The organism is Asaia sp. SF2.1 (assembly GCF_000505765.1).
Lineage (GTDB): Bacteria > Pseudomonadota > Alphaproteobacteria > Acetobacterales > Acetobacteraceae > Asaia > Asaia bogorensis.
This window is the reverse complement of record NZ_AYXS01000005.1, coordinates 23691-48153: the sequence shown is the minus strand read 5'-3', so window position 1 is coordinate 48153 and position 24463 is coordinate 23691. Positions and strand designations below refer to the sequence as shown.

Below are 24463 nucleotides of genomic sequence, written 5' to 3'. Positions count from 1 at the left end.
CAGGTGACGTTCCCCGACAGATCAGGCGTCTGCCCATGCCGTGATTAGCCCCTCATGGCTCTCCCGGATCACCGCTTCCAGATCACGGTCGTAGAGGCTGTCTTCAACGCCGGAAGAGAAAATTTCGACTGTGCAGGCGCCCCGATAGCCAGCATCGTAGGTTGCCTTCATCAGTGCCCCAAGCGGAATGGCCCCCTCCCCGGGAATGAGACGGTCCATACCGGAACGGGGCGTGCGCCAGTCGCTGGCCTGCACAACAAGGATTGCCGTGCCTGCCCGTCTGATTGCTCCAGCACAATCGGGCTGCTGCCAGATATTCCAGTAATCCAGGCAGAGCCCGCATGAGGGATGCCCAACGGCCTCGATGACATCCAATGCCTGATCAATGGTCCAGATGGCCGTCTCGACATTGATCGAGACAGGGTTGAGTGGCTCGATGGCCAGTTTGACTCCCAGATCGGCCGCAAGCAGAGCGAGAGTGCGCAGATGTTTTTGCGTCTCGTCCAGGCAGCGTCGCATATCGCCTTTGGGTGGTGCGCCGGTATTCATGACAAACGACGCGCCCTCGGCATAGGGTGCAAGGCGCTTCAGGCTTTCCGCAAAAGCCGTCACACGCGCCTGGGTAGCCTGTGGCTCGGGTGCCATCTGACTACCGAAAAACGTGCGGATGGCCGGTTGCACCGCACTGATGGCAAGTCCGGCCTCCTTCGCCATTTCCATTTGTCGGGGGGCGTTATCCGCATCGAGCTTGGCTTCGCAGATCTCGATCGCCTGCACGCCGAGGCGGGCATAATGCTCGACATCCTGTTCGAATGACCACGGCTGGGTGGTGAATTGATTCATGCCGAATGCGAAAGGGAAAGGGCTCATCGGTCAAGAAACTCCAGCACGGCCTGATTGAATTTCGCTGTTTCATCGATGAAGAGCATGTGGGAGCTGTTCTCGAAATGGAGCACGTCGCATTTCGGCATGTTTTCCGCCACCCAGGCAGGGCCTTCAGGCACGAGTACGGCGTCCTTGCGGGCGACCATCATCAGGGCAGGTAGATCGATATGGGGCAAAAGGTCTCGCCAGTCATGCACTGTATGGTCCGCCATCATTGCGGCGCGGGCATGAGCAGGGCTTTTGGCCATTTCGGCCAGGAGCATGGTGCGCTCGTCATGCGACAGTGTGGTGGCCAGACAATCGGCAAGATTCTGCTGGTCGAATGCCTCTGGCGTCAGGGTCAGTTTCTGGATGGTTTCAGCCAGTCCGGCCTGATCGTAACACGCAGCATGACCGTATTTCCATTCAGCAGAGAAATACTGACGCGGCGTTTGCTGCACAAAGATGGCGTCACGCAGATGCGCCTTGCCGAATAGCTCAAGATAAGACCAGATAATCGGGCAGCCGATGGACCAGCCCAGAACTGTTACATCATCAAGGTCAAGCTGCGCGATCAGGTCGCGCAGATCCGCCGCGAGGCGGGCGATACGGTAGGAGTGGTCCGGCTTGCCAGACTCGCCATGCCCGCGCAGGTCGAGTGTGATGACGCGGGCTTTCTTTGCCAATGCCGGAATATTGCGATGGAAGAACCGGCCTGAAAATGTCCAGCCATGAATCATGATCAGCGGGCGCCCGCTGCCCTGCTCCTCGTAATGAAGGGTCGTTCCGTCACTGGCAGTAATTTTGGGCAAGGGCCGTTCCTCCGGATGAGGCGGCATACAGGATACCGCCAGTGCTTCGAGCTCACATGGCTGGGCAAGCGTCCGGAGACGGGATCGGGTTTCATGAAACGATCGTCACGCAACGGCACGAAAACCTGCACGCTTTCGGGCGTTCTGATAAATCGCTCATCGAAGGAAAAATGTCATGGCCCGCGGAAAGGGGCGCATTCCACCCCGGCCAGACAAGGCAGATCTGCCTCAGAAAATATGCCCCATGTGCCACCGCCATTTCTCCTGGCGCAAGAAATGGGCTCGTGACTGGGATCAGGTGCGTTATTGTTCGGAACGCTGCCGACGCAATGACGGCAATGGGTCACCTGAGATACGCCCTGAATGATGTCATGCCTGTACATCAGTGCAACCGACTCGCTGTTCCTCGTTGGCAGGGGTGTCAGATCCTAGGGCTAGATACCCAAACATCCAGAAAGCCAGGTTCATCCATCCGGAGGCATCGACTTGCGACGGGTAGTGCCAATGCGAGAGGTATGCGGATGAAAACAGGATCCGAACGCATATCGTGCGCGGCGGCCTCATCTTCCAGCGCTGTCCGGGGGGAATTACTGCTCCCCTTTACCCCGCAGTACGGCCGAGCCAGCCTGTATGGGACCTTTGCGCCGTATCGGCGCAGCTTGGTCTTTTGACACAAAAAAACCCGCCCTCTTGCGAGAGCGGGTTTTTCCAAAACGTCCCGCACAAACGGGTCGATCCCTGCGGGGCCGAAGCCCCGAAGTATCAGCGCTTCGAGAACTGGAACGAACGACGAGCCTTGGCGCGACCGTACTTCTTGCGCTCGACAACGCGGCTGTCGCGGGTCAGGAAGCCTGCAACCTTCAGAATGCCACGCAGAGCGGGGTCATAATGGGTCAGGGCGCGCGAGATACCGTGACGCACTGCACCAGCCTGGCCGGACAGACCGCCGCCCTTGACCGTGCAATACACGTCGAACTGGTTGTAGCGATCCGTCAGCAGGAAGGGCTGCGTGATCAGCATGCGCAGAACCGGACGGGCGAAGTACGTCGTGACCGGACGGCCATTGACGATGATGTCACCCTTGCCCGGCTTGACCCATACGCGTGCCGTGGCGTCCTTGCGACGACCCGTTGCATAGGAACGGCCCTGTGCATCGCGCTTGACTTCGTGAACCGGAGCAGCCTGCGTGGCAGGAGCGATACCGGCGAGGTCCTGAAGCGTACCTGTGCGCTCTTGAGTTTCAGACATATCTCTCAGGCCTCGATCACATTGAGGGTGTTCTTGCGGTTCATGGACGCAACATCCAGCTTGACCGGCTGCTGGCCTTCATGCGGGTGCTTGTCACCGGCATAGACATACAGATGCTTCATCTGGGCGCGCTGCAGCGGGCCGCGCGTGATCATACGCTCGACTGCCTTCTCGATCACGCTGCCGGGGTTCTTGCCCTCGAGGCGCTGCGTGATGGTGCGCTCCTTGATGCCACCGGGATGACCCGTGTGGTAGTGGAACAGCTTCTGGCCCACCTTGTTGCCGGTCAGGACGATCTTCTCGGCGTTGATCACGACGATGTTGTCGCCGCAATCGACATGCGGGGTGTACTGGGGCTTGTGCTTGCCGCGCAGGCGGGTCGCGATGATGGTGGCGAGGCGGCCAAGAACGAGCCCTTCGGCGTCGATCAGGGTCCAGCCTTTCGTCACCTCTGCAGGCTTCAACGAAAGTGTGGTCTTCATGATTCTGACTGATCCAGCAACATGTGTTGGTATTGGGGGCGCCTTATGGGGCGCGCCCGCTCGCAGGTCAAGCTTTTTCGACTCATGCTACCATACAAAAAATGGCTGTTTTCCGCCATTTTTTGTATAACGGTATCATGATACCGCATGAAAAATACCTGAGATTGTCCCTGTCGCAAAGCCGGACTAACATGCAGCCAGTCGATTGAGGCCGTTTCAAGAGGATGATCTGACGTGAAAAGACCCTTGCTTGCCGCAGGCCTGTGCCTTGTTGTCATCGGTCTGGGTGCTATCGGGGTACGCCACGAATCCAAGGCTGAGTTGCAACGCGCCCTTGCCAGCCTGCGTGCCAACCTGCCACCCGACTCACGTTTCGAATATGATCAGGCCTATCCGCGCTTTCTCGCACGCGGTGCCGGTTTCGAGAATGCCCGCTTCATCCGCGGCGATATTGTCCTCGCGGCAAGACATCTCACCATCAACAACCCTACGGGTTATCTTGCAACGGGGCTGAGCTTTTCACAGATCCATGCTGATCATGTGACAGTTCAGGGGCCTGTGAGCGGTACCATTGGCGAAGTGACGCTCAAGAAGCTTCTGCTACCGCCCTTCAGCCGCGAGAAACGCGATATCGTCACCCTGCCGCCGGCCTCGCAGATTCATTTTCGTCATGGTCAGATCCATGACATTGCCTTGACCGCATCGAGCGGTTGCACGTTTACGATGGGCTACGCCTCTCTCGATAATTACGGCCATGATGATGGCAATGCCGGAAGCCTTCATGAAGGTCATGTGCTTTGCGCGAAAGACAGCATGGTGGCTGGCCTGTTGTCCCGTAGCACCCACCAGGCAACCGCACCCGTCAGCCTTGATATTACCGACATGCATGAGAGCGGCATACGCTACGCCCGTTATGTCGGTTGGGCGGAGCAATTCAGGGGCGGCACCCTGCCGGCTCACGTCGCGCTTTTGTCCGATGCGCTGGAAACCCCTGCAAGAACCGAAACCAAGGGTCTGTCCTTCTCATTCCTTAACCTGCAACTGACATCGGAGACCAGCGACATGCGCCGCTGGAAAGAAGGCGAGACGATCGAAACACGGGGAGAGACGCGTAATTCCTCTCTCAAGATCAGCCCTGCGTTTCCCCTCTCCCTTGTCCTGCCCCCGGTCATCCACATCAACACGGTCAACCAGACCATGTCCTTCAACACGACCACGCGTGCGGGAATGATCGGTCTGACGGCCACCACCCCGAAATCCTTCACGGTCAATGCCCGGCTCGCCATGAACAATCTCGAGAATTACGATGCGGAGCATCTGCCCGCCCTCGTCTCGACCGATCTGACCTACACGGATGAGGGGGGCAATCTCGATGCGCTCCTGACCCGCATCGCCGCCCAGCGCAACATGACCCTTGAGGATCTCAAACCGACGCTCCTCATGTCACTGGCCTTCGTCGTACAGAAGGTCCCGGGGCTGAGTGCGGTCCCCGAATTCGTGCAGTCCCCTACAGGGAAAAGCCTGACGCTCTCCTTCCGACCGCCAGTACCTCTCGATAATTCGAGCATGATCAGAATGATCAAGCCGCTATCGCAGGATCCTGCCATGGCACGGGCCTGGTCATCACCGCCCGTCCTTTCCACGACGCTGCACTGAACATGGCGTCACCCATCCATCTGATAGGGGCCAGTGGTCGCTCCGGCACCGCTATCGCCCGGGCGCTTGCCGCGCAGGGCGACACGGTGATTGCCGTCATACGGTCCCCGAAAAAACTCGAAAGCGCCCAACGTCGTACGGCGCGCATGGCCGATCTGAACGACGCCACCAGCCTTGCCACGGCTCTTGAGGGGGCTGTGCGGATCGTCTCGACTGCCCATGCCCGCTTCATTCCTGCCATTCTTGCCGCCGCACCGGCCACTGCCAGCCTGATTGCCCTTGGCAGCACACGAAAATTCACGCGCTGGCCGGACGCGCATGGCAATGGGGTACTGGCTGGCGAATCTGCCCTGCTGGCGTCAGGGCGCAAAGGCATGATCCTGCATCCGACCATGATCTATGGCGCACAGGGTGAGGACAACGTGCAGCGCCTGGCCAGCCTGCTGAAGCGCCTGCCTGTCATTCCCTTGCCCAATGGCGGGCGCTCTCTGGTGCAGCCTATCTATCAGGATGACGTGACACGCGCGGTTCTTGCCGCGCTGGAACTGGCCGAAACAGGCAGGCTGACCGGCCCTGAATCGCTCGTCATTGCCGGCCCCGAGGCCGTCACCTACCGGCAATTCATCGAGGCGATCCTCAAGGCTGCCGGTTTGGGGCGTCGGCTCTTTCTGCCCCTGCCCGGCCCCTTGCTCGAGGCCCTCGCTCCCCTCGCAGCGAAGCTGCCAGGCTTTCCCACCATAGGGCGCGCCGAGATACGACGCCTGCTCGAGGACAAGGCTTTTCCCGTCCAGCCCATGCAGGACCGGCTGGGCATAACGCCAGTTCCGCTCGAGGTCGGGCTGTCCCGTCTCTTCTCCCCCGCCTCCGAACAGGCCCCTTTCTCCTCTGGAATGCGCCCATGACCCGCCCAATGCCCCAGCCCGTACCCCGCGCCCTGAAAAGCCTGTCCCGCCTCGGCTGCCTGATGCTGGCGATGGTGTCATGCACCACACTGGCGGGCTGCACCGACCCGACAGGGCCGGTTTTCGGTGACTGGTACGGGTTCAACCCACTTCCTACGCCGCAGGGCAATATCTCGATCGAGCTGGTTCTGGATGGCGCCCCAACCGCGACATCCGGCCGATATCGTCTGCATCGCCAGTCATTCTGGGCAGAAGACATGATGTTCAACCGGGCCGATACGCTCGATGGCACATGGACGCTCAGGGAATATACGGTGGACGGCAAGATCTGGCGCAATGTCTTCCTCAAGGGGCCAGAGCTGCACATCACCCACTACGTGCTGCTGCCCAATGGTTACCTCACCCCCGCAACCGACCAGAACACGCCGGATATGGGTGAGGGGGGATGGAAATGCTGCCGTCTGGCGCCCCGCGCGCGCAACAGCTTCGGCTATGGGCGCGTCTAGGCCCGGACCCGGACGGCAGGAGCAGCACGCCCATGGCTGACGCCTTCACAATCGGCGCCTGGATGACCCGCTCGGGCGTCGGTTTCGGCACGAGCGGTGCGCGTGGCCTTGTTTCAGCCATGCGCGATGACGTGTGTTTTGCCTATGTACTCGGATATCTGCAGCATCTCGGCACACTGGGCGAGTTCATGCCGGGCTGCCCGGTTGCCCTGGCGGGCGATCTGCGTCCCAGCACGCCGCGCATCCTCTCCGCCTGCGCGGCCGCCATTGAGCATGCAGGCGGTGTGCCGGTCTTTTGCGGCTATGTGCCGACACCTGCTCTTTGCCTTCATGCCTATGCACGCGGCATACCGTCCTTGATGGTGACAGGCAGCCATATTCCGGCTGATCGCAACGGTATAAAATTCAACCGTGCACGAGGGGAATTTCTGAAAGAAGACGAGCCCGGGATGCGGGAGCAAAGTGTTGTGCTCCCTGCCGGACTTTTCGACGACCATGGTGCCCTCGTCCAAAGTTTCACGTTACCGGACCCCATTGATGTTCTGACGCCGTATATCGCCCGATATCGCGATTTCTTCGGGGCCGATGCGCTGCGGGGCCTTCGCCTTGGCGTCTATCAGCATTCCGCCGTGGGAAGAGATTGCCTTATCAGCGTGCTCGATGCCCTGGGGGCCAGGGTGACGCCGCTGGCCCGGTCGGAAACATTCATGCCGGTCGACACCGAAGCGGTTCGCCCCGAGGACGTCGCTCTGGCCAGCACCTGGGCAGCGACAGGGGCTTACGATGCCCTTCTGACGACAGACGGCGATTCCGACCGGCCCCTCATTGCGGATCGACAGGGCCAATGGCTCCGTGGCGATATCCTCGGCATTCTCGCCGCCCGTTATCTCGGGGCCCAGGCCGTTGCCACACCCATCAACAGCAATACCGCCCTTGAAAAAGCCGGGTTTGCTCGCGCGATCCACCGCACACGCATTGGCTCACCCTATGTCGTTGCCGCCATGACGCAAGCCGCGCAATCGGGGCTGGCTCCCTCCGTGGGCTATGAGGCCAATGGAGGGTTCCTCCTCGCCACACCGGTCATGCGCCCTACGGCCACAGCTCCCGGCGGCGCGCTTGCCGCTCTGCCAACACGTGATGCGGTTCTCCCGATGCTCTGCGCCCTCATGGCTGCGCGCGACCACGGGGATGGTCTTGCGGCTCTGGCCGCGACGTTGCCTCAGCGCTACACGTTGAGCGACCGGATCACACCACTGGCAACCGACCGCAGCCTTGAGGCCATCGCGGCCCTGCGCGACTCACTGGCCACCCACCGGCATCTGCCCGCCTTCGCGGCTCTTTGTGGTGACATCGTTCACATCGATGAGACGGATGGCCTACGCCTGACCTTCGCGTCGCAGGATGTCGTGCATTTCCGTCCCTCAGGCAATGCGCCAGAACTACGGCTTTATGCCGAGGCTGCCACCCAGACACAGGCCCGCCTTCTTCTCGCAACCGCTCTCACGCTTGCCACCTCTTTGCGCGACTGACCATTAGGGATTAGGGTCGGCGCAACGGACAGCCCGCAAGGCTCTGGAAATCCTGCATCAGAGTGTCGCCCGGGCGGCCCCGCCGCAGCCCAGTCTCCAGAGCAATTTCAACTGGATCGAGTCTTGCCTTCTTCATCCCTGACGACCCCTCATCGCATTGTTCCTATCATCCTCTCCGGTGGCTCAGGGAGTCGCCTCTGGCCGGTGTCCCGCAGCAGCTTCCCCAAACAGTTCTGGCCGCTCCTTACAGACAAGACCCTGCTGCAGGAAACCGCCATGCGTGGCATGGCTGCCGGGCTGGAAGCGCCTATTGTTGTGTGCAACGAGTCACATCGCTTCATCATTGCCGAACAGTTGCGAGCGATCGGAATTGATAACGCCAGAATCGTGCTCGAGCCCTCGGCGCGAAATTCGGCCCCGGCTATTGCCGCGGCAGCTTTTCTCGTCGCTGAGCACATGCCAGACGCCATTCTCTGGGTCATGGCTGCGGATGCCGCCATCACCGATATGGACGCCCTTTTCTCGACACTGGCCATCGCCGCAGAGACCGCAGAAAAGGGCTATGTCACGATATTTGGCGTCGAGCCGACCAAACCCGAAACCGGCTATGGCTATATCGAACGCGGTGATGCCCTGGCAGACGTATCGGGCGCCTTCAGTGTCGCGCGCTTCATGGAAAAACCCGATCTGGCAACAGCGACACGGCTCGTTCAGGATCAGCGCTATTCATGGAACTCAGGCATGTTCGTCGCGCGTGCCGATATCCTTCTGCGCGAAATCAGCACCTTCGAGCCTGATATTCACGCCCATGTCGAACAGGCCGTTGCAGGCCGTAAATCCGATCTCGACTTCGAACGCCTCGACCCTGAAGCATTCAACCGCTCGCCCGATATCTCCATCGACTACGCGGTCGCTGAACGCACCTCTCATGCCGCCGTCGTGCCGGCACGTTTTGGCTGGTCTGATATCGGCAGCTGGGATGCCCTATGGGAAATCAGCCCCAAGGACGACGATGGCAATGTGACGTCAGGCGATGTGTTCCTGGACGGCACACGCAATTGCTACGTCCGCTCCGATGGGCCGGTGACAACGGTTATGGGGCTGGATGATCTTGTTGTGGTCGCGACAGAAGACGCCGTGATGGTGTCGCATCGGGACCGGGCGCAGGATGTCAAGAAAATGGTCGCCCGCCTGAGCAAGGCAGGCCGTGCCGAAGCCCTGTCGCATAACCGGATGTACCGCCCCTGGGGCTTTTATGAAAGTTTGATCCAGGGCGACCGTTTTCAGGTGAAGCGGATCCATGTCGACCCCGGTCATACCCTCTCCCTGCAAAAGCACTTTCACCGTGCCGAACATTGGGTGGTGGTTGCCGGTACGGCCGTCGTCACACGCGACAGCGATGAGATTATTGTAAGAGAAAACGAGAGCATCTATCTGCCACTTGGATGCACCCATCGTCTTGCCAACCCAGGCCGGATCCCGCTGACACTGATCGAAGTGCAGTCCGGCCCTTATCTGGGTGAGGACGATATCATTCGTCTTGAGGATGTGTACGCGCGCCCTTGATCCGCAAAATTAGCCTGGCATGCACGATCATGTGCCAGGTTTTCGAAAGAGCCGACATTCAGGTGCGGTGACTACTCGATGCTCTGCATACCACCGGGTAGTCCGGCAAACTGCATGAAACCACCGTACAGCAGAGCGCAGACATGAGACGCAAGAGCACTCACGATGCTTCTTATGATCATATTTTGTGGAAAATGCTGGGGCGAATGACGGGACTCGAACCCGCGACCACCGGTACCACAAACCGGCGCTCTACCAACTGAGCTACATCCGCCACACAGCGACGCCCGATTTAGAGAAATGCAGGGCTGTCGTCTAGTCCCTTTATCGAGATTCTTTTCCACCCCGAGAGGAAACCGGCCATCGACCTGTTCTGGCTGGCGATGCCTCCCGGATATGTTGCTCTGTCCCTCAACGCCCGCCGAGGCGCGCTACACACGAAGCACGATTGCCTTTCTGCTGATCGATACCAATCAGGGCAGCATAACTCGCAATCCCGGACACGTATTCCAGACAGCCCCCCTTGCTAAGGGAGACGGCTCTTTCTAGGTTCTGCACATCATTGCCGCGTCGGGCCGGAATACGACGAGACCCTGCTGATCTTTGACCGACGAAAGGAATCGTCCCTTGAACCTCTCGACTTATCGCGCACAGTGGGCTTTCAGCCCGCTGAGCGAGGTGCTGGCTGGCATGGTGGGCACATTTGCGCTCATTCCCGAGGTCATTGCCTTTTCATACATTGCTGGTGTTTCGCCGGCTGTCTCGCTCTACGCGTCATTTGTCATCAGCGTCGCGATTGCCATTACAGGCGGCCGACCAGGCATGATTTCCGGCGCTGCCGGTTCGGTGGCGCTTGTTGCCGCAGCGCTCGTGCATCATCACGGTATCCAGTATCTGTTTCTGGCCACGCTGGTCGCGGGCGCCATGCAGATCGTATTCGGCCTGCTGAAACTGCATGTGCTCATGCGCTTCGTCTCGAAAGAGGTGCAGACCGGCTTCGTCAATGCGCTGGCCATCCTGATTTTCTCGGCGCAGGTGCCGCAGATGCTGCATGTGACATGGCACACCTATGCCTTGATCGCGCTTGGTCTTACCATCATCTACCTGCTACCGAAGCTGACAACGGCCATCCCCTCCCCCCTGATCTGTATCGTCGTCCTGACACTCATCACCATCTGGTACCCGATGCCTGTGCATGTGGTGGCTGATCTTGGCGCCCTGCCTACCGGCCTGCCTGGCTTTATACTGCCGCATGTCCCCCTTACGCTCGAGACATTCGAGATTGTCATGCCCTATGCACTGGCGATGGCCTCGGTGGGTCTGCTTGAATCCCTCATGACCGCGGGTGTGGTGGATGACCACACAGACACCCACGGCGCACCGCGTATGGAATGCACCGGGCTCGGCATTTCCAATATACTGGTCGGACTTTTTGGTGGCATCGCAGGCTGCGGCATGATTGGCCAGACGGTCGGCAACCTTCGTTATGGCGGCCGCGGACGACTCTCCACCTTCACGGCAGGTGCCTTCCTGCTGATCCTGATGGTCCTCCTGCACAGCTATGTTGCGCGTGTTCCCATGGCAGCGCTTGTTGCCATCATGATCATGGTGTCAGTCAGCACATTCGCATGGGGCTCGCTGCGTGATCTCATGCGTCACCCCAAGCTTTCCAGCCTGGTCATGATCATCACCGTGATTGTCACAGTCACCACGCATGATCTTGCGGCTGGCGTGGCGGTTGGCGTGCTGCTGAGCGGCGTTTTCTTTGCCTGGCGGGCCATGGGCATGCTGCGTGTGGAAAGCCGGCAATCGGCTGAAGCTGATCTGTATCTGGTGCACGGCCAGGTGTTCTTCGCCTCGGCTGACATGCTGTACGATGCGATCGACTTCCAGACAAAAGCGCCAGTGGTCGAGATCAATCTGGCCGATGCGACATTCTGGGATATCACATCGGTCGATATTCTGGAGAAAATCGTCAATAAGCTCCAAGGCAGATCGATCACCGTTCGCGTCGAGGGGCTGCATAGCCGGCGTCATGGTCTTATCGCCGAGCAGTCAGACGAGCCCCTTCTTTCAATGTGAACCGTGGAGGCGTTTCGCCAGAGCCTCCCGCCCTGGCGACGCAACAAGATCGGCAAGGCTTTGCCGATCCAGCACGGCCATGAATGCTTCCAGCGCCTCGCCCAGCACCCCCTGCAATCGGCAGACGCCGGTGAGAAGACAGGTCTGGCCCGTCTGAAAGCAGGCGACGAGGGCCATATCCTCCTCGGTAAAGCGCACAAGCGCTCCGATATTGATCTCTTCAGCAGGGCGGCCAAGCACGAGGCCGCCTCCACGCCCACGCATGGTCGTAACGAACCCTCCCTGCCCCAGCCGGTGCACAATCTTCACGAGATGATTCTCGGAAATGTCGTAGCGCTGGGCAATCTCATGAATCGACACACGGCGATCAGGATTGAGGGCGAGGTAGAACAGGGTGCGCAGGGCATAATCGGTATGAAGGGTCAGGCGCATATTTGAAGATATATCATATTTACATGTTAAGTGCATTCATCCTAAAAGATGTATGTTATTTGCATCTTTTAGGAGTCGAAGGATGATCACACCGCTCAAATCCGGCACTGCTGGTATCGTCAAGGCGACAATCCCCGCTTTGGAGGCCCATGGTGTAGAGATCACAAAGACCATGTATGGCGCTCTGATGCGCGATCCTGCGATTGCAGCCATGTTCAATCAGACCGATCAGGCCAATGGTCGTCAGCCCCACGCATTAGCGGCAGCGGTTCTGGGCTATGCACGGCATATCGAACACCCTGAAAGGCTGAAGGCCGCACTCAGTCTTATCATCGAGCGTCATGTCGCCGTCATGGTCAAACCCGAGCAATACCCCGTGGTAGGCAGGGCGCTTCTGGGCGCGATCAAGACAGTGCTGGGTGATGCCGCGACTCCCGAGATTATCGACGCGTGGGCAGATGCATACCGGTTTCTCGCCGATGTCCTGATTGATCGGGAAGCCAGGATTTACGCTGAGCGCGCAGCGCTGCCCGGTGGATGGCGTGAATGGCGCACGTTCCGGGTTGCCTCCAAAACGAAAGAGAGTGATGCCGTTGCCTCTTTCTGGCTGGTACCTGTGGACGGCAAGCCGGTTCTGCGCCAGGAGCCCGGCCAGTTCCTGACATTCCGCCTGGACCGTGATGGCCTTTCCACGCGGCGCAGTTACAGCATTTCAAGTGCGCCCGATTCGAGCGGCTACAGGATTTCGGTCAAGCGTGACCCCTTGGGCAAGGTATCGCGCTGGTTCCACGACGTGCTCAAGGAGGGTGACGCACTCGATGTGGCGCCGCCCGCCGGAGACTTCACACTCGCCCGAAGCGGCACGTCGCCTGTCATTCTGGTCAGCGCGGGAATTGGTATCACGCCCTTCATGAGCATGATCCTGGCGGCAGGCGACCGCAAAAGCAGTGCAGCAATACGGCTGGTACACGGTGATCACGATTTTGCCCGCATGGCCTTCAAATCTACCTTCGTTGACGCCGCGACCAAACCGGAAGCTTGCCGGATCGATCTGTTCAGCAGTTCGGGCGAGGGCAACAACCTGCCAGTGCCAAGCCATAAAGGGCATATCTCGGCCCAGTGGATTTTCGACCAGATGGAGGCCGACACGCATGTCTTCGTCTGTGGTCCCAGAGGCTTCCAACGTGACCTGATTGGTGGCCTGCGCCAACTCGGCATCCCAGGCGCGCACCTGCACCATGAGTTTTTCGGCTCGGACGAACCACTCCCGGACTGACGCTCTCTACGCACATCGCGATCGGTTCAACCTGCGATGTGCGCTGCAACGTTGCTGGCAGTACTACCGAGTTTGACTAGGGATCGTCGTTATCGTCTTCCCGACCCAGCGACAAACGCAGCGTGCGCTTTTCTCCTGCTCTCCTCCTCAGAGAGACTATTGTGTATAGATATGATATTTATTTCTCATATTTGAGATAATAAAATATTTGTTGTTCAACACGATATATAGTCTGTTAATATACGCGATACATAGTATTTTATCGGAATCGTTTGTATGATGGAAACGTTATATTACTTTATTTTTCCTTATAGATCTGTACCTCGTTAAGGCTTGTTATCAGGGGAAAGGCGTAATGGCTGTTATCTTCGAAGGTGACGATCTGGTCGTCCACGAAATAGCTGGTGATTCCGATTATGCGGTAATTACCTTTGAGCCCGCCGAACAATGCCAGCACGCGACCAGTAATTTTTTCGCTGAAAAACCGTTGCGATTTAATAATGTAAAAAGTATTGGTGTAACAGCAAAATATTCGAAATGGTATATATTCAACGAAGTTGATGATGTTATCACAATAATAAATAATAAATTGCATGGCATAAATAATAGTATTGTTTTTGGTTACTCTATGGGTGGCCACCCAGCTCTCAATTGGTCCCGTCGAATTGGCGCAAAGACAGTTTTTTGATGTGCCCGAAATATTCGCTCGATCCAGATATATGTAATATTGAACAAGCCCATGTCGACAAATATTTCTGCAAACGCATGAAGGGAATGAAAATCGACCCGAAGAACGTATCTGGCCGCGTTTTCATCGTTTATGATCCCGACCACACGCACGACTAATCGAAGAAAAGCTCGCTTCTTGCAATGTAACATTGCTCCAGAGTTTCTATTCCCAGCACGACGTACATCTGACAATACAAGGCAGCGCGAAATTCGGGCGCATGATCCGAACGCTCGCGTACGGTTCCGATCAGGAGATAAAAGCGGTCTATGCAAAGGAACGTAAAACGAGTTCCTCGACCCTTAACACTTTACTCCTGCGTAATATTCATTACCATCCAGAGAGAGCTCTAAGCGCGATATTATCCAACAGATCTTTAATGCATGGAAATATGCAACCGGTTTTGGGAAGAACTTTGGATATGGCGCGCCTATCGCATCGATTTTCTGAGAAAGGCAAGTTCGAGGAAGCCTGCCTTTGTCTCAGTCTACCGTTTCTGCAGGCAAGATATAGTAAGGAACTCGACCGAAATATTTTGGCCAGTGCCGCGTTGCGACAGTTTACTCGCGCACCCCTAGGATTTCACGGTCACCTTTTATGTTACGATTTCATTACGAGAGAATTTTCTGGTCGAGATCTGTTTGGGCCTACACCCAACTGTCCGGAGGTGGAGATACGCAAGTCCGGCGGATATTATCTGATGCAAATCACAACCGGCATGGAAGCGACCTATCTTTATGAGCAGGACGGGAAGATACTTACGTCAGACGTGCCACGTGACTGCGGATTTACGCTTGAGAAAAGCGCGCGCAATCATCACTACCACATACGTTCCCGGCTAGGGTACCTCCGCTCTCATCCTACAGGCCACTATGAACTGGATCGTCCTGTCAAACTCGAATGGGAAGAATTTTCCATACCGTCAGTCTTTAGCTGATCTTTAAATCTTTGCTGTATATGCAAAACGCCCGGCACACCAAGCCGGGCGTTTGAGAAAAGTCCTGCACCCCTCAAGGGAACCAAAACCTGGCTCAGGGTTTTGGCCAGCCAGTCGCGGGGCGGTCGAAATGTGACAGAAGATCCTGATCGGGGATATTCGTCAGATCCTTGCTCTCACTCTTGATCAACTTCTTGCTGGTCGCTTTCGACAGATGCTCGCGTATGTCGTGAAGCACGTGGGGTGCCGCCGCAAGCACGAGCCCCTCGAGGGCAGGGTTGTCGTTCAGTGCCGTCTCGATTTCATCTGCAATCTGTCTGGCGAACCGCTCCTTGACCTGCACTTTCGGATCCGAACGCGGCTCTTTTATCGAAGCGACATCACCCGCTGCGTCCGTTGCCTTGTCGTGGGCTCCAAAACGCTGGATTGTACGCATCTGCTGGCCATCATAGCGCAGAAAGCGTGCCTTTTCTCCATCGCAGACTGCATAAAGTACTGGGTCCTGAACGGCCATAAAACCTCTCCTGTGTTCACGAATAATGAACGCAATCTGGTAAAGGCAGTTTCTGCTTACACAGATACTTGAAGCAGGATCAGCAGGACAAGGCCAAGGCGTCACGGACCATTTGCCAGGACGCTCGGTCGGGCGCGTAAAGCAGGCCCCTTCCCGGCACCGCAGGATGGTAAGGCACATCGTTCAAACGCGCACCATAAGCCCCTGCTTCAAGCATAAGCAGCCAACCCGGGCAATGATCCCACAGACATGTGCGACTATAAGCCAACACATGCCCGTGCCCCCCTGCCACCAGGCGATATTCATGCGCGGCGCAGCGCAAATCCCATAAACCGGTCATGGAACGCAGCGCCTGGTCGGCGCGCTCTGTGTCACCCATGGGCAGCGTACGCCAGGCAATTTTTCCGGTTACATCCTCAATACGGGAAAAAGGCCGTGCCGCCCGCATGGGACGGGTTGCCCCACAAGGGTCCTCCGTCCAGGCGCCCTCACCCATCAGGGCAAGGGCAGAACTGCCTGTGACAGGGTCATGAATGACACTCGCAACCGGCACGCCGTGCTCGAGAACCGCCATCATCACGCCAAAAACCGGCAAGCCGGCGGCATAATTGGCTGTGCCATCGATAGGATCGATGGTCACACTTAGCGGGGCTCTACCGGCTTCTTCGATCAGGGCCGGTTGGGTGCAGCATCGCTCTTCGCCAATCAGGACAGCCTCTGGCAACAGGCGCGCCAGCTCCCCCGCAATAAATTCTTCCGAGAGGATGTCCGCAATCGTCACCAGATCGGATGGGGACGATTTCGTACGTATGTCAGCTTCGGACAGACGACCAAAACGGGGCATGATGATCCGTGTCGCCGCATCACGGGCGATCACGGACAGATCCTCCAGCACCGCTCGCGTCACGGTGCGTGTCCGCACCGGTGTCATGATCGCCTCACCCTCGCTCAATCGTTCCTCCCTGGGAGAGACCGTTATCCTCCCTCAATCCACTATCAGGAGGATTTCAGGCAGATACAAGGCAATCCGGGTAGAGTTGGCCAAAGCGTGACCGGTCCTGTTCGAACAATCGGACATCGAGTGTGATCTCGGTTTCCTGGTCCAGACGTTCCAGAACCTCGCCATGCTCATAAAGCCATGCCAGCGCGGCACCGTTGCTGATATCAAGGCTCACACGTGTCAGGCTCATCGACGCCGTCATATGCTGATCGAGCATCGAATAGAGATTGGGCAGCCCCTCGCCTGTCATGGCCGATATGGCCACACAGCCGGGATGACGCGGCACAGCCTCGATACCGCCCATGAGGTCGGCCTTGTTCAGAACCTCGATGGTTCGCTCGGGCCAGTTTTCATCCAGCATGCCATCGCGCACCATGCCATCCAGCACGTTGATGACATCAGCACGCTGGGCGGCACTATCCGGGTGAGCAATATCGCGCACGTGGAGGATGATATCAGCCTCGGCCACTTCTTCGAGTGTCGCACGAAAGGCCGCAACCAGCTCGGTAGGCAATTCACTGATGAACCCGACCGTATCGGACAGAATGACCCTGCGCCCTGACGGCAGACGCAAACCCCGCATGGTCGGGTCCAGCGTCGCAAAAAGCTGATCCTGCGCATGCACGGCGGAGCCGGTCAGTGCATTGAACAGCGTCGATTTGCCCGCGTTGGTGTAACCCACCAGAGCGACCACCGGGAAGGGCACCTTCTTGCGGGCGGAGCGATGCAGACCACGCGTGCGGCGTACCTGATCGAGATCCTTGCGCAGTCTGACCAGCCGCTCGTCGATCATGCGACGGTCAGCCTCGATCTGGGTTTCACCAGGACCGCCAAGAAAGCCGAAACCACCGCGCTGACGCTCAAGATGAGTCCACAGCCTGACGAGACGGGAGCGCTGATATTCCAGATGCGCAAGTTCGACCTGCAATACGCCCTCACGGGTCGCTGCGCGCGCGCCAAAGATATCCAGGATGAGCCCGGTGCGATCGAGCACCTTGCAGTCCAGCGCCTTCTCGAGATTGCGCTGCTGGCCGGGTGAGAGTTTGGCGTCCACGATCATGACCTTGACGTCATTCTCGTGCACCAGCTCGGCCAGTTGCTCGACCTGCCCCTTGCCGAACAGGGTCGCAGGGCGAACCGCACGAATCGCCAGAACAGCCTGCCTGACGACAACGAGACCAATGGAAGACGTCAGCCCGACAGCCTCTTCAAGACGGGCTTCCGCAGCACGGAACTCGTCGTTGGGTGTCGGGCGCGCCCAGGGTAGAATGACCGCAGCGCGTGTCGCGGGGGGTGTCGTACTTGTCGTCACTGACACGTCTTGGGGAAACTCCAGTCCTTAAAGGCTCAGTTCGCCATCCTGAGCAAAAAGCGCCAAGGGAGCGACAGGCATGATCGTGCTCACCGCATGCTTGTAGACAAGCTGGGTGTGGCCGTCACGACGCAGAATGATCGTCTCATGATCAAATTGAGGGATGACGCCCTGCAATTTCACGCCATTGACGAGAAAAACCGTCACGGGAAGCGCATGTTCCTGCAGATGCTGGAGGAAGAGGGATTGTACGGTTTCACCCTCCTGGAATTCGGCAAAGGGGGCGGTCTGGGGCGATGGGGTGGGGTTTGCTCTGGCCAAGATTGCTCTTCTTCTTTTCAGGTGTTTGCAGGGGCCCCTGTCCGGGGGGCCGGGAGACAACGCGTGAAACAGGCTCCCGGCTTTATGGCCCCTACCTTATCTTTATTGAGATAGGGTTTCCAGACTCACAAAGTCCGGTCTTCAGGTGTCACGCCAAGCTGCTTGAGCTTGCGATGAAGGGCGCTACGCTCCATCCCGACAAAATTCGCAGTACGGCTGATGTTTCCGCCAAAACGCAAGAGCTGCACCTGCAGATATTGCGTTTCAAACAGGTCGCGCGCCTCACGAAGGGGCAGCGCCATGACATCCGCGCCCGCATCGAGACGCGTCATGGAGGGGGCGCCCTGGCTGACCGTGCTGGGCAGCATATCGGCGCGAATGAGATCCTGACCATTGGGCATCATGATCAGAAGGCGCTCCATAAGATTGCGCAGCTCCCGGATATTCCCCGGCCATTCATAGGATTGCAGCGCAGCCAGCGCATCGACCGACAGCTCGCGCGGCGCAAGACCGGCATTCTCGGCGTAACGACGCAGGAAATGCTGCGCAAGGGACGGGATATCCTCACGACGTTCACGCAGGGAGGGCAGACGCAGCGGCACCACAGCCAGACGGTAGTAAAGGTCCTCTCGGAAACGCCCCAAGGCAATTTCACCCTGAAGATCGCGGTTTGTGGTGGCGATCACACGCACATCCACCTTGACCCTTGTCGAACCACCCAACCGCTCGAACGTCTGGTCCTGCAACGCGCGCACGATCTTGCCCTGGGTCTCCAGTGGCATGTCCGCCACTTCGTCCAACAGCAGCGTTCCCTTATGGGCACGCTCCAGCACGCCGGTGCGGCGCATCACACCATCGGATTGCCCCTCGATGCCAAAAAGCTCTTCCTCGAAACGGTTTGGCGCGAGCGTTGCACAGTTCAGGGCGATAAACGGCCCCGTGCCGCGGCGCGAGCGGGCATGAACCATACGCGCTGCGATTTCCTTGCCCGATCCTGCGGGGCCCGTAATCAGCACGCGTGAATTGGTAGGCGCCACACGCTCGATCTGCCCCCGCACGGCGCTGATGCCGGGGCCATCACCGAAAAGCAGCGTCTCGTTTCCCGAGCGCAGACGCAGCTCGGCATTCTCGCGTTCAAGGCGCGCGGCTTCCAGCGCGCGCTGGACAACAACAATCAGACGATCAGCCTGAAACGGCTTCTCAATGAAATCATAGGCCCCGTGCTGAAGGCTCGAAACGGCAGTCTCGATGGTGCCGTGGCCGGAAATCATGACGACCGGCAGACCCGGCTCCTCCGCCTTGATCGTCTTGAGCAGATCGATGCCATCAAGGCGCGATCCCTGCAGCCATATGTCGAGGATGACCAGCGACGGACGACGCGCCCGGAACGCTGCCAGCGCCTGATCCGAATTGGCGGCAACGCGCGTTTCATATCCCTCATCACGAAGGAGCCCCTCGATGAGAAGCCGGATATCCGGCTCGTCATCGACGATCAGGATTTCATGCTCCATGCGCATTCCTCATCAGAAGTTCACTGCTCCCTGCTCGTCTGGACCATAAGGTCGGGCTGTGCATCGGACACCTCGCGCACAGGCAGGGTGAGCGTCGAGACGGTTCCACGTCCGTCCGGTCGGTCCTCCAGCCTGATCCCACCTGTGTGATCCTCCATGATCTTCTTAACGATGGCGAGCCCCAGCCCCGTCCCTTTCGGTTTGTGCGTGATATACGGTTCCGTCAAGCGGTGGCGGTCAACAGAAGGCAAACCGATGCCGTCGTCAATGACCTGCACCATGGCTTCTCCCCCCGCAACCCCCAGGGCCACGCGTATACTTCCCTGGGTCGCCCGCCTTTCATTCCCCGCTTCGCCCTGTCCGTCCATCTGACTGGTGTCGCCCTGCTCCTCACGTTCCTTCGCCGCCATGGCCACGGCATCGGCGGCGTTCTGCAGCAAATTGGTCAGGGCCTGGCCAATCAGACGTCTGTCGCAATGCACGAGAGGACCACGAGCCGGCATATCGGTCGTGTCATAGATGATCTCGGGATGAGCATTGCGCTGGAGGACCAGAGCTTCTCGCACCAGACGCGACAGATCCTCGTTCTTGAGAACGGGTTGCGGCATGCGGGCAAAAGACGAGAATTCATCCACCATACGCCCGATATCGCCAACATGACGCACAATGGTATCCACGCACTGACCAAATGTTTCCGGATCGGAACTGATCTCGCGCAGGAAGCGACGCTTCAGCCGCTCTGCCGAGAGCTGGATGGGCGTCAGTGGATTCTTGATCTCGTGAGCGATGCGTCGGGCCACGTCGGCCCAGGCTGCCTTGCGCTGGGCCGCCAGAAGCGCCGTGATATCATCGAACGTGACCACATAGCCTGTCGAATCATCGCTTCGTTGCTCACCCACCACACGCACCAGAAGCGTGCGGCCGGATGTACCCACACTGGGGCCATCGCCAAGCACAGCCCCTCTCTCAGCGACATCAATCTGGATTTCCGCGGTGTGCGCCTCTCCGGGCTCTGCCCGCGCCTGATCGAGCATGGTGCCGAATTCCGGTACAACATCGCGCAGGGCCTGCCCCTTGCCACTGTCCATGTCACGCTGGAGCAGTCTGGAGGCGGCGCGATTGGGTAATTCGATCACCTGATGCGCATCGAGACCAATCACGCCGGCCGACACACCCGAAAGCACCGTTTCGGTGAAGCGACGCCGCTCATCAATCTGCTCATAGGCTTCCATCAACTCCGTGCGCTGGGTCGAAAGCTGATCGGTCATGCGGTTGAAGGCACGCGACAGCGTACCAACCTCATCATCACGCCGGGCGTCGCGGGCCCGTGCTTCGGGCACACGCACGCTCAGATCGCCCTCGCTCACCCGTCGCGCTGCAAGGATCAGGAGCCCGAGAGGCTGGGTAATCTGTTTGGCCAGAACCAGCCCCGTCAGCATGCCGATGCTGAGCACCAGCAGGCCCAGTAGCGCAAAGATCAGCGCAAAGCTCACCTGTATGGCCGAGCGATGCGCATCGAGACGCTGATATTCCGAAACGACTGCATCGGTATGGCGCATATGCTCAAGAATCTTGGCATCGACCGGGCGTGTAATGACCAGCATCAGCCCGGAACTCGGCCCAAGGCTGACGACAGCGCGCACAGTGCGCTCATCCGGACTATCGAGAATCGCCACGTCATTGGTGCGCGCGAGGGTCGTGGCATCCTTGGGCGGCAGGGCAAGCTGCTTGCCCTGCAAGGCTGCCAGCCCACCCGAGGCCACCACCTTGTTAGTGTAGGAATCGAACACCACGGCCTCGTTCAGGCCGCGTTCAGTCGCTTCCACATCCAGCATCATCCCGAGCTGACCCGGATCACGCATCAGATCCACGCCGTGGCGATACATCTCGTCATTATTGGCGGTGATGATGATGTTCGCGAGGGCAAAGGCCTCGGTGCGGATGTTGTCGTTATGCTCCTGCAGATAGCCTGCTGCCACGTCACGCGCTTCGGTCAGCGCCGTGTTCACCCGGTTGGAAAACCAGATCTGGATCCCAAAATGGAAGAAGAGGGCTGCAAGCCCCCCGATCACCACCGTCGGGGCCACGGCGACCACGCCGAAAAGCGTAATCAGCCTGACATGGAGCCGCGCCCCGGCCAGACCGGTACGGCGCTCGGCAAGCATGCGCCCGACGCGCATGATGACAGCCGCCCCCAGAAGAAGCAGCACCACGAAATCGAGCAGGAACACGACGGATTCGATCTGGGGCCGGTAAGCAAAGGAGAGGCCACGCGCCAGAACGACAAATGTCGTGATCAGCAGGACCAGCGCCGCACAGGCCAGAACCATCGCCGTCTTGAGACGGCTGACACGCCGTATAACCCGCAGGAAGGCAGAGTCATGCTCTGCCTGCGATCCGACCCCAGGTATGGCATCATCCGGGAAGGGGGTGGACGCATGCGTGATTATGGGCTTGTCCCTGTCTGTCATGACCGTGTGCGCCCTGTCTCGATGCCTAGAAGCTGCAGCCGTTTACGCAGCGTATTGCGATTGATCCCAAGAAGGGCAGCCGCCCTGATTTGATTACCCTCTGTCGCCCTGAGCACAAGGCGGAACAAAGGTCGCTCAACCTCTGCCAGCACGCGGGCATGAAGCGACCCCTGAACATCGCTTTCAAGATCGAGCATGGAGGGAAGATAACGCGCCAGAAGCCCCTGAAAAGAGGCGGCATCAGCCGTTGTGTCCACCCGATGCAGCGCAGCGAGACGCGACGCCGTCACGACCCCGCCTGCCCTGGATTGCGCAGCGTGAGACAGGAGCTGGCGTATCTGACGGAAATTACCGGGCCAGTCCTGCTGGGCCAGCCAGGCGGCGCAATCCGGATGAAAAACCGCCTCTCCGCCATTCTGTTCGGCCCAGACGGCACAAAGCGCCCCCATATCGTCGTGGCGCTCCCGCATGGCCGGAACGGTGACACAGTGCCGGCTCAAAAGGGTCGCCAGGGCCTCATCCATGCGGCGATCCTGCACAAGGCGCGCAGGCGTCCATGTACTGGTGCAGATCACCACCGGGCGTTCATTGGTCCGTTTATTGCACAACAGCAAAAGCAGGCTGGCTTGCAGGCCTGGCTCGACAAGGCCGACCTCACCAATGAACAGGCACCCGGCCTGATCCGCCAGAGCCTCTTCAAAGGAAAGGCGGTCAATGACCGGCACGAAGCGCCCCGGTCGGGCAGACTGCACCCAGAGATAACGTGCAGCTCTTGTTCGGCCGCTGCCTGCCTCACCGCACAGCATGAGTGCGTCGAGCGTCGGCAGGCAGGCATCAAGCCGATCTCGCAATTGTCGGACCGCTTCAGACTGCCCGTCAAAACCAAGACTAGCCGGTGCGGGATGCTTCAAGGCATGAGGCGCCACGTTCGCCGCGCCTCGGAAATCTGGCTCTGCATTTTCAGAAAGCATGCCGGGAGAGGCGCGATCGTACGGCATCAGGAACGCACTGACACGGTTGCGATCATCATGTGCCCGACGGGCCAGGGCCGGCAAGGCAAGGCGCGGTCAGATCTCTCTCATTCAGAGAATGCAGAAGTCCGGGATAAAGGGACGCATCATGATGCAGAAAACGCGTCATTCAGGCAGCTTCTTCGACCGCATCACCGGAATCGGGGCGCTGATGCGTGGATTCACGGTCGCGCACGACCCCGTTGGCGATCTGCTGGTCATAGAACGCCGTGAGGTGGCCGATCACATCCTGCGCTGTATCCATCTTGTTGATGCTGGCACGAAACGCGGCTGAACCGGGAAGGCCGTGCGAGTACCAGGAGACATGCTTGCGGGCGAGACGAAGGCCGGGGCGCTCGCCGAAATGGTCCAGCATCATCCCGTAATGGCGCAGAACGATGGCTTTCTCTGTCTCAAGGTCCGGATCCGGCATGTTCTCGCCCGAACGAAGCGACTGCGCCACCTGGGCCAGGAACCACGGCCGCCCGTAGCAACCGCGACCGATCATCACGCCATCCGCCCCCGAGGCCGCCAGCGCATCACGGGCATTCTGGATGGAAACGATATCCCCGTTGACGATCACAGGCAGAGAAACGCTTTCCTTGACCGAGCGAACGAAATGCCAGTCTGCCGTGCCGTTATAGAACATCTGGCGCGTACGCCCGTGGACGGTCACAAGGCGAATACCGACATCTTCGGCAATGCGGGCCAGGCGCGGGGCATTAAGCGACTGATGATCCCACCCCATGCGCATCTTCAGCGTTACCGGTACTGAAACGGCTTTGACCGTGGCTTCCAGCAAGGCCGCAGCCTTGACCTCATCACGCATGAGCGCGGATCCGGCAGATTGCCCTACCGCCACTTTTTTCACAGGGCAGCCAAAGTTGATGTCAATCAGGTCGGCTCCCTGATCCACGGCAATCCTGGCAGCTTGCGCCATCGCCTCGGGGTCACATCCTGCCAGCTGAACGGAGTTGGGGCCGTTCTCGGCGCTGCGCGCCATGCGCAGGGTGTTCTCGTTCTCACGCACCATGGCCCATGAGGCGATCATTTCCGACACCACCAGCCCGGCACCGAGATCACGCGCCAGCTGACGGAAGGGCAAATCCGTAACACCCGACATCGGCGCCAGAATGACCGGCGTCTCGATCACGACACCGCCGCCAAGATCGATCGGGCGTAGTTCAAGGCCGTGGCTCGACCCAGCCACGTCGGAAGAGGAGAGATTGCTCATGATGGGCCAAGGATACCGGCGGCCCTTGCGCGAAGCAATCAGAGATCGCCTCTCGTGGCACAGAGAGTCCC

The 24463-nt window shown here is 58.9% G+C and carries 22 protein-coding genes and 1 tRNA gene; 9 read left to right on the top strand and 14 right to left on the bottom strand.

Annotated features, from left to right (window positions below):
- Positions 1–21: 21 nt before the first annotated feature.
- Complete coding sequence (locus P792_RS24405) at positions 22–870, bottom strand: sugar phosphate isomerase/epimerase (RefSeq protein WP_023977908.1); 849 nt, start codon at positions 868–870, stop codon at positions 22–24.
- Positions 867–1676: an alpha/beta fold hydrolase gene (locus P792_RS24400; protein WP_023977907.1), complete on the bottom strand. Its 810-nt coding sequence runs from the start codon at positions 1674–1676 to the stop codon at positions 867–869. The genes P792_RS24405 and P792_RS24400 overlap by 4 nt, the downstream gene beginning before the upstream one ends.
- Positions 1677–1851: 175 nt before the next feature.
- On the opposite strand from P792_RS24400, the gene P792_RS36435 reads away from it, so the two are divergent.
- Entirely contained in the window at positions 1852–2043 is a 192-nt protein-coding gene (locus P792_RS36435; protein WP_081866712.1) for a DUF2256 domain-containing protein, read from the top strand.
- A gap of 395 nt (positions 2044–2438) precedes the next feature.
- Here the strand turns inward: P792_RS36435 and rpsI are convergent, their stop codons facing one another.
- Positions 2439–2924 carry a 30S ribosomal protein S9 gene (gene rpsI / locus P792_RS24395; RefSeq protein WP_023977906.1) on the bottom strand — a complete coding sequence of 162 codons (486 nt, stop codon included), beginning with the start codon at positions 2922–2924 and terminating at the stop codon, positions 2439–2441.
- A gap of 5 nt (positions 2925–2929) precedes the next feature.
- Positions 2930–3406 carry a 50S ribosomal protein L13 gene (rplM, locus tag P792_RS24390; RefSeq protein ID WP_023977905.1) on the bottom strand — a complete coding sequence of 159 codons (477 nt, stop codon included), beginning with the start codon at positions 3404–3406 and terminating at the stop codon, positions 2930–2932.
- Positions 3407–3640: 234 nt separating this feature from the next.
- Here rplM and P792_RS24385 point away from each other — a divergent pair, with 234 nt between their 5' ends.
- The 5 genes from P792_RS24385 (at position 3641) to P792_RS24365 (ending at position 9565) form a co-directional block, all read left to right on the top strand.
- On the top strand, positions 3641–5062 hold the full coding sequence (locus P792_RS24385; RefSeq protein WP_152530150.1) for a hypothetical protein: 1422 nt from the start codon (positions 3641–3643) through the stop codon (positions 5060–5062).
- 2 nt (positions 5063–5064) lie between these two features.
- Positions 5065–5964: an SDR family oxidoreductase gene (locus tag P792_RS24380; protein ID WP_051395808.1), complete on the top strand. Its 900-nt coding sequence runs from the start codon at positions 5065–5067 to the stop codon at positions 5962–5964.
- Complete coding sequence (locus tag P792_RS24375; protein WP_235075408.1) at positions 5961–6470, top strand: hypothetical protein; 510 nt, start codon at positions 5961–5963, stop codon at positions 6468–6470. The genes P792_RS24380 and P792_RS24375 overlap by 4 nt, the downstream gene beginning before the upstream one ends.
- Before the next feature lie 62 nt (positions 6471–6532).
- Positions 6533–7999, top strand: coding sequence for a phosphomannomutase (locus tag P792_RS24370; protein WP_023977901.1), 1467 nt, complete (start codon positions 6533–6535; stop codon positions 7997–7999).
- A 123-nt stretch (positions 8000–8122) separates the two neighbouring features.
- The gene (locus tag P792_RS24365) at positions 8123–9565 is read left to right on the top strand and encodes a mannose-1-phosphate guanylyltransferase/mannose-6-phosphate isomerase (RefSeq protein WP_031240190.1); all 1443 of its coding nucleotides are present in this window, start codon (positions 8123–8125) and stop codon (positions 9563–9565) included.
- A gap of 198 nt (positions 9566–9763) precedes the next feature.
- Here the strand turns inward: P792_RS24365 and P792_RS24360 are convergent.
- Positions 9764–9839: transfer RNA gene (locus P792_RS24360), tRNA-His, on the bottom strand.
- A gap of 353 nt (positions 9840–10192) precedes the next feature.
- Here P792_RS24360 and P792_RS24355 point away from each other — a divergent pair.
- Positions 10193–11647, top strand: a complete 1455-nt coding sequence (locus tag P792_RS24355; RefSeq protein ID WP_023977899.1) for a SulP family inorganic anion transporter — start codon at positions 10193–10195, stop codon at positions 11645–11647.
- Here the strand turns inward: P792_RS24355 and P792_RS24350 are convergent.
- Positions 11639–12115: an Rrf2 family transcriptional regulator gene (locus P792_RS24350; protein WP_031240189.1), complete on the bottom strand. Its 477-nt coding sequence runs from the start codon at positions 12113–12115 to the stop codon at positions 11639–11641. The two genes, P792_RS24355 and P792_RS24350, sit on opposite strands and share 9 nt — an antisense overlap.
- A gap of 46 nt (positions 12116–12161) precedes the next feature.
- Between P792_RS24350 and P792_RS24345 the strand changes: the two genes are divergently transcribed.
- Positions 12162–13355: a globin domain-containing protein gene (locus P792_RS24345; protein ID WP_023977897.1), complete on the top strand. Its 1194-nt coding sequence runs from the start codon at positions 12162–12164 to the stop codon at positions 13353–13355.
- Between the two features lie 355 nt (positions 13356–13710).
- Positions 13711–14043: a hypothetical protein gene (locus P792_RS36945; RefSeq protein WP_152530149.1), complete on the top strand. Its 333-nt coding sequence runs from the start codon at positions 13711–13713 to the stop codon at positions 14041–14043.
- A gap of 1070 nt (positions 14044–15113) precedes the next feature.
- Here the strand turns inward: P792_RS36945 and P792_RS24335 are convergent.
- The 8 genes from P792_RS24335 to dusB form a co-directional block, all read right to left on the bottom strand.
- A complete protein-coding gene (locus P792_RS24335; RefSeq protein ID WP_023977894.1) occupies positions 15114–15533 on the bottom strand; it encodes a host attachment protein in 420 nt (139 codons plus the stop codon).
- Positions 15534–15612: 79 nt separating this feature from the next.
- Positions 15613–16485, bottom strand: a complete 873-nt coding sequence (locus P792_RS24330) for an inositol monophosphatase (protein ID WP_051395806.1) — start codon at positions 16483–16485, stop codon at positions 15613–15615.
- 55 nt (positions 16486–16540) lie between these two features.
- A complete protein-coding gene (gene hflX / locus P792_RS24325) occupies positions 16541–17845 on the bottom strand; it encodes a GTPase HflX (RefSeq protein ID WP_031240186.1) in 1305 nt (434 codons plus the stop codon).
- A 27-nt stretch (positions 17846–17872) separates the two neighbouring features.
- On the bottom strand, positions 17873–18166 hold the full coding sequence (hfq, locus tag P792_RS24320; protein WP_023977891.1) for an RNA chaperone Hfq: 294 nt from the start codon (positions 18164–18166) through the stop codon (positions 17873–17875).
- Between the two features lie 125 nt (positions 18167–18291).
- Positions 18292–19677 (bottom strand): sigma-54 dependent transcriptional regulator, encoded by a 1386-nt coding sequence (locus P792_RS24315; protein ID WP_023977890.1) that lies wholly within the window; start codon positions 19675–19677, stop codon positions 18292–18294.
- Between the two features lie 20 nt (positions 19678–19697).
- The gene (locus P792_RS24310; RefSeq protein WP_051395809.1) at positions 19698–22007 is read right to left on the bottom strand and encodes a PAS domain-containing sensor histidine kinase; all 2310 of its coding nucleotides are present in this window, start codon (positions 22005–22007) and stop codon (positions 19698–19700) included.
- 137 nt (positions 22008–22144) lie between these two features.
- A complete protein-coding gene (locus P792_RS24305; protein ID WP_235075407.1) occupies positions 22145–23074 on the bottom strand; it encodes a helix-turn-helix domain-containing protein in 930 nt (309 codons plus the stop codon).
- A gap of 214 nt (positions 23075–23288) precedes the next feature.
- The gene (gene dusB / locus P792_RS24300) at positions 23289–24392 is read right to left on the bottom strand and encodes a tRNA dihydrouridine synthase DusB (protein ID WP_023977887.1); all 1104 of its coding nucleotides are present in this window, start codon (positions 24390–24392) and stop codon (positions 23289–23291) included.
- Between the last annotated feature and the right edge of the window lie 71 nt (positions 24393–24463).

Coding starts and splice junctions, on each gene's coding strand:
- P792_RS36945 (WP_152530149.1), top strand. CDS start 13,711: ATGGCTGTTATCTTCGAAGGTGACGATCTGGTCGTCCACGAAATAGCT.
- P792_RS24310 (WP_051395809.1), bottom strand. CDS start 22,007: ATGGTTCTGGCCTGTGCGGCGCTGGTCCTGCTGATCACGACATTTGTC.
- P792_RS24335 (WP_023977894.1), bottom strand. CDS start 15,533: ATGGCCGTTCAGGACCCAGTACTTTATGCAGTCTGCGATGGAGAAAAG.
- dusB (WP_023977887.1), bottom strand. CDS start 24,392: ATGAGCAATCTCTCCTCTTCCGACGTGGCTGGGTCGAGCCACGGCCTT.
- P792_RS24380 (WP_051395808.1), top strand. CDS start 5,065: ATGGCGTCACCCATCCATCTGATAGGGGCCAGTGGTCGCTCCGGCACC.
- rplM (WP_023977905.1), bottom strand. CDS start 3,406: ATGAAGACCACACTTTCGTTGAAGCCTGCAGAGGTGACGAAAGGCTGG.
- rpsI (WP_023977906.1), bottom strand. CDS start 2,924: ATGTCTGAAACTCAAGAGCGCACAGGTACGCTTCAGGACCTCGCCGGT.
- P792_RS24315 (WP_023977890.1), bottom strand. CDS start 19,677: ATGGAGCATGAAATCCTGATCGTCGATGACGAGCCGGATATCCGGCTT.
- P792_RS24370 (WP_023977901.1), top strand. CDS start 6,533: ATGACCCGCTCGGGCGTCGGTTTCGGCACGAGCGGTGCGCGTGGCCTT.
- P792_RS24405 (WP_023977908.1), bottom strand. CDS start 870: ATGAGCCCTTTCCCTTTCGCATTCGGCATGAATCAATTCACCACCCAG.
- P792_RS24375 (WP_235075408.1), top strand. CDS start 5,961: ATGACCCGCCCAATGCCCCAGCCCGTACCCCGCGCCCTGAAAAGCCTG.
- P792_RS24350 (WP_031240189.1), bottom strand. CDS start 12,115: ATGCACTTAACATGTAAATATGATATATCTTCAAATATGCGCCTGACC.
- P792_RS36435 (WP_081866712.1), top strand. CDS start 1,852: ATGGCCCGCGGAAAGGGGCGCATTCCACCCCGGCCAGACAAGGCAGAT.
- P792_RS24345 (WP_023977897.1), top strand. CDS start 12,162: ATGATCACACCGCTCAAATCCGGCACTGCTGGTATCGTCAAGGCGACA.